The sequence below is a fragment of the Desulfoplanes sp. genome (assembly GCF_054921335.1).
Genome location: NZ_JBUDSQ010000066.1, coordinates 1 through 15,397, shown reverse-complemented (window position 1 = coordinate 15,397; position 15,397 = coordinate 1). Strand labels below are relative to the sequence as shown.

Sequence of the window (15,397 nt, the reverse complement as noted above, 5' to 3'; positions counted from 1 at the left end):
AAAGGCCGAGCAGACGCTCGGCGTGCCCAGGGGAAAGATTCGTTAGCAGGGCCGATTGTCGTGCTGTATGCGGGAAGTGACAGGCCTCCGGAATCCAATAAGGACCTCATCCCTTTGATCAGGATGCATAAATAAGGCGGGATCGTTAACGATCTCGCCTTATTTATTGTAAATTACACAGCTGACAAGGGATACGAGCCGAATAATTCAATGCCAAAAGACCAAGCGGTTGACCGATTATGTAACTTATTGGGGAACAAAATTATTTGGGAAAAGGGATAATTCCGGCTCCTCGCTGTTTCGTGTGGGTAACCAAAAAATCAAGCAGCACCGGGGGGGTAGCTTTCTGAGGCAAAGCGAAGATCACGCTCCCCTCACCGCCGTTAAAGCCCACGGGGCATGCGAAGCCAAGGTTGCCTAACCGATTTGTTTTTCCAGGTCGGCCCCTATGATGGACATCTTGTCTTTGATCTCTTGCAGTTCAGCAATTTTTTTGTTGATTAAGAATGGATAATCGGTTTGCCGTTTCCTCCAGCCCCAAAATATCGGGATCCCCATTGGACTGGTTGGCGACGGTCCGTCTAAAAAGGATCAAGCAGATCCCAATCAGCCGATTTTTTTTGCAGAATTATTGACAGAGATGTACGAACAAAATAATCTGGCGAACGTATATCTTTTTTGTATGTCATTTTTCAGACTACATCAGTGATTTGGGAAATAGTGCTCACATGTAGAATAGTAAAGTTCAATGAGTATGAACAACTTTTTGTCATACAAATAATCAAAAACGTATTGTCGATCAGGGGAACATCATGCGATCTATCATGAATACTTGTACGCCACGTCCTGACATCATTCAGGGAACCTTCAACCCTGAAATTTTTACCGCCAGCCTGAGCAGTGTCATACAATTTTATCGTAATAATGACGATCCGCTTGATACCCTTTATACCAATGCCGATTTGTTTTTCGGAGAGGCAACCTATCCGACCGAAGGGTTGAAAAATATCCTGGCGACAGCCTTGGGACGTGTGGCCGGGGACAGCTCTCTTCCTGCAACCCAGCGCTTGGAGACCTCCTTTGGCGGTGGTAAGACTCATGCGCTCATTGCCCTGACCCATCTTGGGTTCAAAGGGAAAACCCTGGCCAATATAACGGGAGATCTCGTTCCTGAAGATATTTTGCCTGATCCTGCAGAGGTATTCGTTGTCGGCGTTGCCGGGGATGAGCTGCCTGTGCACCGTTCACAAGGTGCTTCGTTGGTTCCCTATACATTGTGGGGTGAGATCGCTCACCAGATCGGGGGGGAGGCCTTGTATTCTCAGGTTCGGGAGGAAGTCTCTTCGCATGCCGCCCCTGGTTCACCCTATTTCAATACGGTTTTGGGGGGCAGAAAAGGGATCATCATGCTGGACGAACTTGCGCAGTACGCAGCACGCCTGCAGGCAGCCAGACCAGATGGCAGCTCCCAGTTGGCAGCCTTTCTGATGGGACTTTTGGGATATGCGCGAAATCATCCCGGAATTTCAGTTGTCATCACCCTGGCATCCACCAACGATGCTTTCAGCAAACAAACCGGCCAGCTGGTTGACCTGATTTCCAAGGTCAAGGGTGAAGAAATCAGCGAAGAAGATGTTCAGGATATCGTCCAGGGTGCGGACAAAGACGTCCAAAGCGTTGTTTCCAGGGATGCAACCACTGTGGTTCCTGTCCACAAGGCGGAACTATCCAGGGTTCTTTCCAAACGTCTTTTTGTAGAGATCAATGCGGATGCCGGGCTTGAAACAGCTCAAGCCTATCTGGATATGTACAAGATGTATCAGGATGCCCTGCCGCAAATGGCTTCGCGGGATGAGTACAAGCAGACCATGGCGGACCACTACCCGTTCCATCCGTCGTTCATCAATTTTCTCAATGGAAAAATGGCCACCATCGAGAACTTTCAGGGAACCCGTGGGGTTCTCAGAATCCTGGCTCTGGCTGTGCGGAATCTATGGGAAAAACAAGTGGATACACCCATGATTCACACCTGCCATCTGGATATGAAGAATGCCAGGACAGTGAATGAACTCATCGGTCGAACCGGCAGTGGTGATCTTCTGCCCATACTCAATACAGACATCGGCGGACCGGACACGGAATCCCTGTCATCGGGCAAAAGCTATGCCGAACGATGGGATGCCGAGAACCCACATCCCGCAGGGATCCCATTTCATGTGCTCACCTGGAAGACCGTTTTTCTTCACAGTCTTGTCGGCAGAGGCGAAGGTTTCAGTTCCAACCTCTTTGGTATTCCGGAAACAGAAGCCCTTCTGGAAGTTTCACAACCGGCATTGACACCACCTCAAGTCAAGAAAGCACTGGACCAGATAGAAGACAGTGCCCAGTATCTCCGGTTTGAGCACAACCGCTATTACGCCAGCCTCGAACCAACCATCAATCGGGCACTCTCCTCGATCAGAGAAACAATCAGCCGTGATCACATTGCCGACCTCGTCACATCGAACACCCGGAATGTAGTCAAGAGTGATAACGGGTTGTTCAGTGTTTACAATGCAGTCGAGGTCTCTGAAAATATTGAGGACAAGAATAACAAGCCGGCTCTGGGGCTGATCGCCATCAATACCGAATCTCTTTCTGCAGAGGACATGGTCACGCATTATGGTCAGAACCGCCCGCGTATGAATCAGAACCTGGTTTTTCTTCTTTTTCCAAAAACCGTCCGGGAATCCGGGGAAGTTTGGAGCAGTGAAAAGGAAAAAAACGCTCAGGAGACTCTCGCCAGAATTTATGGTCTTGCCCAGACCGTTCTGGCAATGGGTAAACTCAAGAATAAACCGGAAGATTATGGCATAACGGCCGCAATGCTGGCCAACCAGAATTTTGACCGGAAGTTCAAGGAAAAACGTAATGGGCTTTTGACCGCCATCACTCAGGCGTACAATGGGTTATGGTTCCCTGCCGCTTCCGGCCATGTGACTCGCAAAGAAATCACAACGGCAGGCGGTGAGGGGGGAACAGCCGTCATCGAAGAAATCAGGCGGGTCCTCACCCAGGAAGGTGAACTGATAGCGGTTGCTGATGCCAGGACCCACGAAACCTGCATTGCCTTGAAAAACCTCTTTTTTGAAGGCGGTCCTGTTCCCAGAGTATCAGAAATAAGAGAACATTTTGCAGCTAAACGTCATTGGCCCATCCTTGAGAACATGGGGTTGCTGGATGAAATCATCAAAAAGGGGGTTGAAAACGGGACCTGGTGCCTTTTTCGTATGGGGGACTCCCCCACTCCTGAAAAATTCTATAGCCGGGATACCGAACCCATCCCCCTGAATGTCGAACTGAGTTCGCAAGATTGGTCCATCATTACTCTGGCAGAAGCCCAAAAAAGAAATTGGGGGCCGAAACGCATCGATACTGAAAAGGTCAAAAAAGTTCTTTCTGAGTATGTGCAATCCAACGAAACAGTACTGGCTGGAGAGAGTATCCAGGGTGTGAAAGAAGATTACGGAGAAATCCCCGAGGAAAAAAATAAGGAATGTATCGCCGATTTGGTCAGAAAGGGGGCCATGGGGGTCTATACGGGAACCTCGGAACAAACTGAAAAACCGGCTGACTTGACGTTTGGAAAAGGGGCCATGGTCACGGTGATTCATCCGGACCAAGTCCTCATAAGTGCGGCAGAGATTGGACGGCGCGGCTGGGCAGAAGAAGGCTCGGCAACATTTACCTTGACCGGTCGCCAAGGGGCTGACAAAATTTTTCCCTTACTGAAACGTTTGAGCAGCATCTATAATCGTGGGGGGAAATCCCGGATTGATTCCCTTGAAATGGTTGATCTTGAACTACCAAACGGAGGGAATGCAACTATCAGCCTGGAAAATGTCTCTCCTGAAGATGTGGAGAGCTTGGACGAATTTTTTGAAATTATAGGTGACGTTCTGAAAAAAGGCGAACATACGGAAATCGATCTGGAAATTACCGAACCAGAAGAAGGCTGTTCGCTGATCGAAGAGCTTGAAAAATAATCACCTCATGCCGGAATTCGGTATCCGGCATCCAACCCTTTTGCGGACAAAAGAATCAACATGGCAAAAACGTTTGATCTATCAAGGCATCACAAAGAAAATATCAACCATCTGGTCCCTTCTGCTCCCTATACCTTACGGATAACGGAATGGAAAAAGTTTCCCGTGCCGGTTCTGGTAATCAAGGAACGCCGGGAAATCATTGAAACCAGGAAACAGGAGCACCAGGTCAAACTGCCCATGGTTGCCCAGGAAACCAGGAAAGAACTCGCCGAGCTCGGGCATATTTGCGGGGAGCCCCTTCAACGCCTTCAGCCGGTGATCAAGCATATTGTTTCCAAGGTCCGGGATGATGCGGATATCTCCCTGGAACTCAACCGCTTCATCTCCAAGGAAGGACTTCGGCTGCGTATCAACCTTCCCCTGGATGAAGAAGCCGGGGCCAAGCTGGGACTGATTGCCAGATTGCATTCCAGAATCAAGGAAATGGACCGTGTGGAGCTCATAGCTCGTAGGATCGTTCGATTTTCCAGAGAAGAAGCCGCCTACTGGCTTTCCAGAACAACCAGCTACGGATTACAGGCCAACAACTGGGCCATTGCCGGGATGCGTGTCATGCTGGGTGGTCATGCCGGGACCAATGAACCGGCCAATATGCTTGATTCCATCCGGATGCAGCAACCGCTATAGTCTTTCAAGATTATTTTGTTGGCGGACTTGACAATATTAGGTTTGATGGGCATTTGCTTGCTAGGTCATCTACGGACAATACCTACTGCCCCGCATGCAAAGTGCGTAATATGAGAAATCAGGGGCGGTAGGTTTTTTTTTGGCCTATGCACTTTTCAAAAATCAATCTGAGTGTGGATGACCAGATTGCCCACCTGGCGTCCAAAAACCTCTCCATTCCCGACGCAGAGCGTGCCCGACGATACCTGACCAATATCGGGTATTATCGCCTCAAGGCATACGCTATTCCCTTCTATATCCTCGGGACCAAGTCTTTCCATTCACATGTCTGCTTCGATGATATTTTGCGTCTCTATATTTTTGATCGTAAGCTCAGGTCATTGCTACTGGATGCCTTGGACAGGATCGAAATAGCTGTCCGAAGCGTCATTTCCAATACCATGTGCGAACAACACGGGCCCCATTGGTTTCTTGATCGGAAAAATTTCAGTCCGTGGTTCCAAGACCCCAAAAATTCTCATGGGTTCGGAAGATTTTACAGGGAAATCGAAAAGGCCACACACAAAAACGAGCCAGCTCTTTGCAATCCATCCTGCAAACATTATTATCAAAATTATTCCCATCCTCCCGTTCCTCCTTCCTGGATTATTGCTGAAACCCTGACCATGGGAAGTTGGTCCAGAGTTTTTTCAGGACTCAGGAAAACAAAGTACAAGAAGATCATCGCGGGCCATTTCGGCTTTGATCAAAAAGATTTTGCCAGCTGGACCCATGCTCTGACGCTGGTCCGAAACATCTGTGCCCACCACCAACGCTTTTGGAATCGTAACCTTCCTCCCAAGGCCCAAAACGTGGCCAAGTATACTCATAGGGGGATTAATCCAGGCAAGGCACCCTATTGCAACCTGGCCATTGTTTTCGCCTTTCTTTGTTCGTTCACCAATGCATCCTCCTGGAATGTGCGTTTGGCTGAGCTTTTGGAAGAATGTCCTTTGGATATTCACGAGCACATGGGGTTTCCCAGAAAATGGCAGGAAATATCCTTTTGGAATTTTGGCGGTTAGACCTTTGCTGTATGATTTATACAATGACTGGAGCATGTAATGAATAACGACACCCGGCTTATCGAACAGGGATTTCCCTGCCATCAGGTAGGGGCTGAAACACAAAGGGAGCGGGATACGGGAAAGGCTCCTCCCACGCATCGGCTCCATGTCTGGTGGGCCAGACGACCTTTGACCCCCAGCCGGGCCGCCATACTCGCCTCGCTTCTACCTGCTGATACAGACCCGGAGATGTTTGTCCGTAGTCTGGGCATTGAGAAGAAAGTTGCGTTGGTCAATGGGGTCGAGTGGACGTTGCCAGACAAGCTGCTGGAGAGGATTCAGTCGGATGGGCAGGGGGGAGAATGTTTGCCTGTTGATGCAGTGGTGTTGAGAGCATTGGAGAAGGAACAGGAAAGACGGTTTGAGGATCAGAAAATTATCGCATCAATAGGAAGCGCACATTGTTTACCTGGTGATGAAATAACTAAAAAATGGGAACTTGAGAGTCTCAAATTTCCGGAGCCATGGCCGAGTTCCGGTGAATTGCTGGAAGTACAAAAAAAAATGGGCGATCCTGCGTGGGCAAAAGCAAAAATGGCCTTTACGAAGGCTTTGAATATTCGATTCTCTGGGGATGCATATGGCTATCCTAGAGCTTTTGTAAATCCAACCGAATACAGGCCACAAAATATTACAATTCTTGATCCAACCTCGGGTGGTGGTTCTATTCCATTTGAGGCATTAAGACTCGGATATAATGTAATTGCTAACGATTTGAATCCAGTTGCGATGATAATTCTCAATGCTACGTTGCGATACTCATCGATATTTGGTTCTGGGTTGCAAGGAAATATTTCATATTGGGGGAAAAGGCTTTTAGACTACTTAGAGATACACAACTCAAATTTTTTTCCGGATAACCAAATTTTACCTCAAGAAAGACAAAAAGAGTTACAGAAGTCCATTCAGTTTTGCCCCGAATATTTTGACGATTTTAAATTTGAACAAATTGTCGATTACCTTTACTGCCGCCAAGTCACCTGCCCCCACTGCGGAGCAGAAGCCCCACTACTGAATTCTTGCTGGCTTTCCAAGCAGGCCGGGGATCAGTGGGGCGTAAAGGTCGTACCTGATGGTCAGCCCAGGAACGGAAAAGTTTCGTTTGTTCCCTACAAGGTAACCAAGGGGAAAGGTTCCCAGGGCGAAGATCCTGATTTTTCAACAGTCACTCGTGGGGTTGGTCAATGCATCCATTGCAAACAGGCTATTGCCGGGGATGAGATCAAGGCTCAGGCTAGAGGGGAGAGCCGGTTTGGGAAGTGGGAAGATCGTCTCTACTGTGTGGTAGCAATCCGTTTTGAACCGGTATTGGACAAAACTGGACAGCCCGTTCGGTATAAATCCGGCCCCAAAACGGGGCAGATCAGAACCAAAAAAATCAGGTTTTTTCGGGCACCCAATGCAAAAGACCTGCAGGCACTCAAAGAAGCCGAAGCCATGCTCCAGGCAAGATGGGATGAATGGGACGAGAAAGGCTATATTCCGACGGAAAAATTTCCTGAAGGTAACGACATGCGCCCTGTTACTTACGGCATGCCACGCTGGTGTGACATGTTCACCCCACGGCAACTCCTTGGCCATATCACTCTCATCGAGGGGCTGAACAAGCTCAAACCGCAGATCATCGCGGAACTGGGAGAAGAAAAAGGCCGGGCTGTGGTGACCTATTTGCAGTTCGCTATTGATAAGGGGGTTGATTATAACAGCAGACAGACCCGATGGGAGTACACGCGGGGAATCGTCAAAGGCAATTTCGGCAGGCACGATTTTTCTCTGAAATGGACGTTTGGGGAGATGATTTTTTCTGGACCCAATTCTGGGGCAGCTTGGGGGCTTTCTCAAATTATTGATTCCTACAAAGGTATTGCTGAGCTGGTCGATCCGATACACAAACACTTCCTGGATGGAAACAAACTGCCGCTGAGTATACGAAATGGCAGTGCCACGAACATGCCCGACATAGCGTCCAACAGCGTTGATCTCGTCTGTATGGACCCTCCATACTACAACAATGTTCAGTATGCGGAATTGTCTGATTTGTTTTATGTATTCCAGAAACGGACTCTGAAAGCTCTTTATCCGGGGGTCTTTAACCGTAGGCTGACGAACAAAAAAGAGGAGGCTGTAGCCAATCCTGTTCGAGACGGATCCACCAAAAACGCCAAGATAGCCTATGAAATATTCATGTCGGAGATTTTTTCTGAGTGCCATAGAGTCATAAAGCCGGAAGGGTTAATGACCCTGATGTTCACCCATAAAAGCCAGGATGCATGGGAAACCCTGATCCGATCACTTATCGATTCCGGGTGGATCATTTCGGCTTCCGTGCCTGTAGAATCCGAGTCCGCAGCATCCATGCATCAAAAGGACATGGCCGCAGCCGCAAGTTCCATTTTTATCACCTGCCGGAAAAAACAGGACACGGAACTGCCCGAGCCATCCTTGTGGAGAGGTCTTGGTGGGAAGGGAGTTCAGGCGGAAATCCGGGATGCCGTCAAGGTGGCGCTTGAAGAATTTGGGCATCTTCACCTCAATCCAGTGGACGAAATGGTGTCCTGCTATGGTCGGGCTCTCAAGGTATTGTCTGAAAAATGGCCGGTTATGGATGGAGACGAGCCGGTCAGCCCTATCCGGGCCATGAATGAAGCCAGCCGGGTGGTTGCTGAGAATAATATCCACAAAGTAACCAGAGGCAGAATTCAGGTGGAGGAACTCGATCCCGAAACTGCCATCAGCCTGATTTTCTTTGGAATCTGGGGAATGGGAGATTTTTCGTTTGACGAAGCGCTTAACATTTCCCGCTCCCTGAACATATCTTTGCAGCAAAAATCCGGTGGGTACACGGTTTCCGATCAAGCTATCGGCATTGCCCAAGCCACCAACAGGCGGGGAGTCTCTGGGCAAAGCGAAGGATTCCATGCTCCCCTGGTCAGAAGCGGTTCCAAACTCAGGTTGGCTGCACCGGAAGAACGGAATGCAAAACGGTTGGACCATCCCCAAACTGATTGGGATATCCTGCATGGCTGCATCCAGCAGTACAAGGAGGGGGGGGGGCCTCTTGCTCGTCCGTATCTGGAAGAACACGCTGGAGAATCCAGAACCAGAATCATTGACCTGCTTCAGGTTTGGACAACTGAACAGGATGATCCTGAGCGCAAAAAGCTGGGTGAACAGATTCTTTTTGATCTTCAATAACCAGTAAAGTCCCTGATTCTTCATGTCGAATCAGGGACTTTTTCTTGTATCAGTATGCCGGGAATGGTTGCCATGAAAAAACTCGACTTCACCACACACCCTTGGCGGATTTCCTACAAAACCTCTTCCTTGGGAAGCAAAGGGCGGCCTGTCAGCATCCTGGATGAATTCTATATCCCGGTACTGCAGCGTAGTATCCGTTATGATCGCATGGCCGGATATTTCAGATCTTCCTCTCTGGCGGCTGCCTCTCAGGGATTTACAGCATTTGTGGGCAACCAGGGGAAGGCCCGTTTGATCGCCGGGGCTGATCTCAACCCCAACGATGTGGGAGCCATCCTCCAGGCATCGGCTGTTTCCGACCCCGCTTTGTTGGAAAAAGCCCTCCTTGAAAATCTTGAGGGATTCGAGTCCTGGCCCGAGGACGTGCAACGCGGCGTTCGCTTGCTGGCCTGCATGATCAATCAGGGTACGCTGGAAATCAGGGTTGCCTTTCGCATTGATGCGAGGACGGGAAATCCCATTGCTTTTGATTCCAGGGTTGACGGGTATGTGCATGAGAAATGGGCCATCTTTCGGGATGAATCCAACCGGCGGATCTACATCAATGGATCACTCAATGAGTCCAGGACAGCCCTTGTTCTCAATGCCGAAAATATCGATGTTCATTGTGATTGGAAGGGTGAAAGCGAAAAGGAACGGGCCGATGAGGCGGACAGGAGTTTCGAGATCCTCTGGGACAATCAGAATCCTTATTTGCATGTAATCCCACTCCCGGAAGCAGTCATGGACCGTTTGCTGGATATCGGGAATCAGCTGGCCCCTCCACGGGAAGTTGATGGAACCCGGCATACACCAAAGGAAGTAAGCCCCCCAAGTCCGGAAGAATGGTTGCGATTCAATCTCCTGAAGGACGCTCCCCTTCTTCCGGGTGGAAGATATGTGGGCATGGAGACTGCACCTGTCGAACCCTGGCCCCACCAACGAATAGTGGCCAAACGGCTTATACGGACCTGGCCGTTCAGCTACTTGATGTGTGATGAAGTCGGTTTGGGCAAAACCATTGAAGCAGGGCTGGTCATACGATCCCTGTTTCTGGCAGGTCTTTCCAATCGGGTGCTCATTGCCGCTCCTGCCAGCCTGACCAAACAGTGGCAGAATGAGATGGCATCCAAATTTTTGCTCCCCTTCAGCCTGTCCAAGGGAGGGACCCCTACGCCTCATACCCGCATATTTCCCACCGATGACACAACGACCAGTAACAATTTGTTCTCACCAAACCTGAATATCGTTTCAACGGGTCTGCTTGCCAGAGAACGCTGGCAAAGGGATTTGAGGGCTGGAGCTGATTTTGACATCGCGTTGGTGGATGAAGCGCATTATGCGCGTCGTAAAAACTCCAACAACGGCATGCGGGGCGAACCACGGTTCGGGAATCTCTACAGGGTTATCAGTGACATTCTCCGTGCTAAAAGCCGTTCACTCCTTTTGGCCACGGCAACCCCCATGCAACTCGATCCCATTGAGGTCTATGATCTTTTGCGACTGATCAACAGGGTCGGCCCGTTTCAATACGACCCCGGACTTTGCCATTGGTATTTTGATATTCTCGGCAGGCTGGTAGGTCGGGAAGCGATCAGCAGCGAGGAATGGGAGTTTTTGCGAAAGGCGGTTCTGGACATCACGCATCACGATCCCATCTACAATGATTTTCTCAAGAAAGCGGTTATTGATGGTCGAATCCGCTTGAGTGTCAGGCATTGGCTGGAAAGGGGAAGAGCATTTAGAAACCGTGAGTTACCCGGCATTCAGAAGCTTCTTTTTTGTGCATCCCCGCTTTCTCGAGTCATGCTCCGGCATACCCGTCCCCTTTTGGAAATTTACCGGGACAAAAAGATGCTGAGTGCCAATCTGGCAAAAAGGAACATTCTCAAAGTCCCCAGGATTGTTTTCACTCCACAGGAAAAAGAATGCTATGACCAGTTGGAAACCTATTGCCAGTTGCTCACCCATGAAATCGTGAAGAGCGGCTGCGAGAACGTGATGACGGCAACAGGTTTCTATCTCAGTTTTTTGCGCCTGCGTTTTGCTTCCAGCCTCTATGCCATCAGACAGACCGTTAAAAGACGAAAGGACAGGGTCGAGTTGACCCTGAGTCATCATGTCCAAACCCAGAGCAATGAATCCGTACTGGACCTTGAAGACTATGTGGAGTCCGGTGACGATGATTCTGAAATCATTGAAAATATTCTGCAGGGAAGAAAGCCCCAGGATCTTGAATGGGAGCGGGATCATCTCGCCCGGATGCTTGTCACTCTTGATGACCTGACCCTGACTTCATCCAAGATGAGCTATCTGCTTGAATTCCTCAATACCAGGCGCGTTCAGAATAGTAACCGGATTCAGCAGACAGTTATTTTCACAAGATTCTATGATACCCTGACCGATATTGTCAGCCGCCTCAAACGGGCCGACCCCCAGCTTCTGGTTGGCACCTACTCCGGAAAAGGCGGGCAATATACCGATCCCAGACAGTGGAAACTGGTCAATACCGACCGAGAGATCATCAAACAGATGTTCTTGAAGGAAAAAATTGACATTCTGGTGTGCACCGATGCTGCAGCCGAAGGGTTGAACCTGCAGACAGCCGATACCTTGATCAACTTTGATCTGCCCTGGAATCCCATGAAGGTTGAACAGCGTATAGGGCGTATCGACAGAATCGGGCAAAAGCATGACAACATTTTCGTTCTGAACCTGTGCTATGCCGATTCCGCCGAAGAAATCGTCTACGGGCGATTGATGACACGGCTTGCTGATGCCGCAGGAGTCGTGGGGAGTCAGCAGGCATCCCTGCTGCCGATCAGTCAGGAAGAGTTTCAACTGCTGGCGGAAGGGAAAATTTCCGAAGAGGAACTGGAAGGCATTGTCCAGGAACGGCTGCACCTCATCCAGGCCAGAATTGCCAGCCGCGAACTCTCCCCCCGGGAAATCTACCAGATTTATGAATCCCTTTCCCGGCAGGGCCGAGATGATTCCCCGGTGACCATGGAAACCATCTGGAAAATCCTTTCCGAGTCGAAATATCTGCGGAGGCTGGGGACGACTATCTCTTCAGATATCCGGAAACGATTGATCTCCGTTCAGGGAGTGGCGGGCATTCCCGAAGGGCAAACCCTGACAACATCGAGGAACACCTATGAATATGGCCTCGATGATGGATCGAGCCTGCATTTTGCCACCTACGGAGACCCGGTATTCGAGGCATTGATCGGCCATATCCAGGAATTCGAGCAACCCGGATGTATCCACAGGCTTGAAGCCACTGCATATGGCAATCATGGCACCCTGGTCGGATATGCTGTTGCCTGTTTGGACAGCACCGGGCTTACAACCATCCGATTGGTGACCTCATTCCATGATCTGGCAGGTATGGCCATAGACGAAAGCTATGTGATCGACCCCAAGGAACTGAAAACCCTTCAGGGCCAATTGCAATCCTTGGCCAATGAAGAATTCCGGACCATCAGCGAAGCTTCCCAGCGAGAGGCCGCAAACATCCGCGCAGCCAACTCCCAGCTGGCCCTGGATTACCTGCTGGTCCACAGTTACTCCGACACCCTGCTCTCATTCAGTCAGGGAGACGCGAATTTCTGGACCCACGTCCAGTGTATGGAAAAGAGTCTTGAGGGTAAGGATAACCTTTTCATTCCCAACCTTGATCCCCAGATGGGCAAACGGCTCTACGGTCTGCTTTTCGAGGTCCAGCACCTGAACATGGACAAAAGCCGCATCCATGCCCCAGCCCCACTCATGGGCCTGGCCATTGATGAAGTCTGCCGCCTGGCCAACAAGACGCATGTCAAGAAAAGTGATCTGGATACTTACAGTATGATGACCAGGATGGAACGGCGGGTGCGGGAGGTTTTGGGGTGAAGGAGATGAGCTTATGGTAAAGGGGATGCCAATTCTGATGAGGTACTGGCTTGATGAAAAACGTATCGTCAGGAATATGAAGGAAACAGAGTTGCAGTATTCGCAGGAGATAAAAAAACAATCAAATGCTCAAAAAAAACATGAACTTCGACAAAGGATGGACAACGAATTATCTATGGCCAATGATGATTTGGATTGGATGAAAACCCAGCGAATAATATATTTGGCCAAAAAAATCGATATCCCAATACCGTATGAAGAAATGGAAGACACTTATAGTTTTGAAAGAGTACTTCGAGATAGAAGCAGATTTCGAATAAGAAAAGAAATTAGAGCTGAAAAAAGTTTTCGATGGAATCTTTTTTTCGCATTTGGTGCCCTTTTTGTTGGTTTGATATCTGCTGTATCATCTTTATTACATTAGAATTTAGAACAATAAATTTAGGATTGAACTTTGAATAATCAAAATCCGTTCTCCATATACGATTTTTTAGGATACTTAATCCCAGGGTCCATATTTACATTTTCACTATTTCAATTTGAAGCATTTTCCAATTTAATAAAAAAATTTAATGGTGCACTTATTGAATTCTCTAACGAGAAATTATTTTTCTTGATTGTCATGATCGCTATATCATATTGCTTTGGTCATGCCTTGGCTCTATTGTCTTCATTATTTGTAGAAAGATATTACCTGTATCGAAGGGGTTATCCACCTTTTTCACTTTTTAGCTATAGATATTCATACAGAGAAAAAAATAAAAGAAAATTTTATCGGACTATGCTTTTTATTATATTGGCCCCAATATCAATATTAGACTATATCTTTGTAGATATTCTAAAAGTTAATGGATTACAGCCCAAAAAGTTAAATCCACTCATCTGCTTGAACTCAAAAGAGACAATTAAGAACTTTTTTGTAGAGAATGGAATATTATTTGACCCGCACAAAATATTCGACGGTGAACTTTTTAGACTTATTTATCATTACTCAATAGAGTACAGAACTGCTCATGTAAATAAAATACAAAACTATGTTGCCCTATATGGATTTTGTAGAAGCATTTCCTTTATGTTTATAGTGTGGTTTTGGATGGCAATATTCTTTTTTATTGATAAAGATACGCCTAATTACGTATGTTTAACAACTATTGTTTTGCTGTCTTACACTTTTTATTTTGGATTCAGTAAGTTCTATTCTCGTTTTTCTCTTGAGGTTATAATGGCATTTGTTGCAGGTAAGCTAGAAAATCCTAACAGGAAAAAAAAGTCAGATTATTAGCTCTCCCTATATCATGGGCACTGCAAAAATCTCAGATCTAAATGGAATTTCACCTTAACCTGTATGCCTTGTTATAACTTACTATCAAGTGAGAGATTCTTCGGTGGATGATAATTGGCGGGGCGGAGGGGAATCGGACCCCTCCTAGGCACTAACTCCTACTATGACATCAGTCCTTTTCGATCGACCTCTTTCCTCCCAAACATTGGAACACGCCACCAGGGAACCCCGCAGTGCCGTCCCGCCGAGAAGGACAAATGTGAACTTAGCTTTGGCCATAAGAAAAATACCTCCGGCAAATACGGCAGTACCGTTACCGCATAAGAAGGGAAGCGTGGCAGCCAAGAAAAGAGCGTACGTTCGTTCCAGGTTGATGCCTTTACATAGGACGAATTTATAATGGTCCCGTATGAGTTTTAGGTGAAGATATCAACCCTTTTGCTCAAAGGAATCATAGAAGAGATAAACGTCAGCTGGCAGAAAAGGTTATCCACCTGATTTTTTACCGAAAATCACCAAAAATGAATGGGCAGGGGCCTAACGATTTGGTACCCGTTACCTATATCGATGCCGTTAGCACAGAAGGCAACCTCCGAGGATTTCTCGGTAGTTCGCCACCAATCAAACATCTGAGGGGGGAGACAAGATTATCACCGCAAGGAGTTCTTTGTTTTTCTACAACAGACATCCCCACTCCGGACACCCAAATCCATGCCTTGGCTACTCCAATTTCATTGGAATTCAAAAATTACTTTTCCTGCGATCCCTTTATGGCTATGTATTTACTCAAGCTTTGGGACAATGTCGGGTCACTCAGGCTAAGAATTCAGTGAAATGCAGTGATAAAGGCTTTATCCTGGTTATTGATTTGTTGGGATAAATTTTCAAATACTGCCCCAAATCTACCCCAAAAAGCCAACTTCTAAGCCGTCATGTGCGGGAAAAGAACGAAATGGGTGAAGAGTTATTTGATGCGTCCGAAGTCTTCCCAGATAGCAACCCCGGAACCATTTTGCGGGGATTTCGGTTCAGGGAAGGTTTGACCCAGAAAGAGCTGGCCCAAATGGCGGGAGTCAAGCCTCACCATGTTTCAGAAATGGAGACCGGCAAGCGTCCCATTGGCAAGGATGTGGCTGAACGATTGGCCAAGGCATTGAATGCCG

8 protein-coding genes are annotated in these 15,397 nt (G+C 48.0%); all 8 read left to right on the top strand.

The features are described from left to right. The first annotated feature begins 824 nt into the window (after positions 1-824). On the top strand, positions 825-4,025 hold the full coding sequence (locus ACY692_RS11865; protein ID WP_462325582.1) for an ATP-binding protein: 3,201 nt from the start codon (positions 825-827) through the stop codon (positions 4,023-4,025). Between the two features lie 60 nt (positions 4,026-4,085). After that, positions 4,086-4,715, top strand: coding sequence for a DUF7680 family protein (locus tag ACY692_RS11860; RefSeq protein WP_462325581.1), 630 nt, complete (start codon positions 4,086-4,088; stop codon positions 4,713-4,715). 146 nt (positions 4,716-4,861) lie between these two features. Beyond that, positions 4,862-5,779 (top strand): Abi family protein, encoded by a 918-nt coding sequence (locus ACY692_RS11855; protein ID WP_462325580.1) that lies wholly within the window; start codon positions 4,862-4,864, stop codon positions 5,777-5,779. A 39-nt stretch (positions 5,780-5,818) separates the two neighbouring features. Then, positions 5,819-9,016: a DUF1156 domain-containing protein gene (locus ACY692_RS11850; RefSeq protein ID WP_462325579.1), complete on the top strand. Its 3,198-nt coding sequence runs from the start codon at positions 5,819-5,821 to the stop codon at positions 9,014-9,016. Positions 9,017-9,088: 72 nt separating this feature from the next. Further along, a complete protein-coding gene (locus tag ACY692_RS11845; RefSeq protein WP_462325578.1) occupies positions 9,089-12,952 on the top strand; it encodes a helicase-related protein in 3,864 nt (1,287 codons plus the stop codon). 13 nt (positions 12,953-12,965) lie between these two features. Next, on the top strand, positions 12,966-13,376 hold the full coding sequence (locus tag ACY692_RS11840; RefSeq protein WP_462325577.1) for a hypothetical protein: 411 nt from the start codon (positions 12,966-12,968) through the stop codon (positions 13,374-13,376). 30 nt (positions 13,377-13,406) lie between these two features. Further along, positions 13,407-14,234, top strand: a complete 828-nt coding sequence (locus tag ACY692_RS11835) for a hypothetical protein (protein WP_462325576.1) — start codon at positions 13,407-13,409, stop codon at positions 14,232-14,234. Between the two features lie 952 nt (positions 14,235-15,186). Next, positions 15,187-15,397: helix-turn-helix domain-containing protein (locus ACY692_RS11830; protein ID WP_462325575.1), on the top strand; the 211-nt coding region annotated here is incomplete at its 3' end.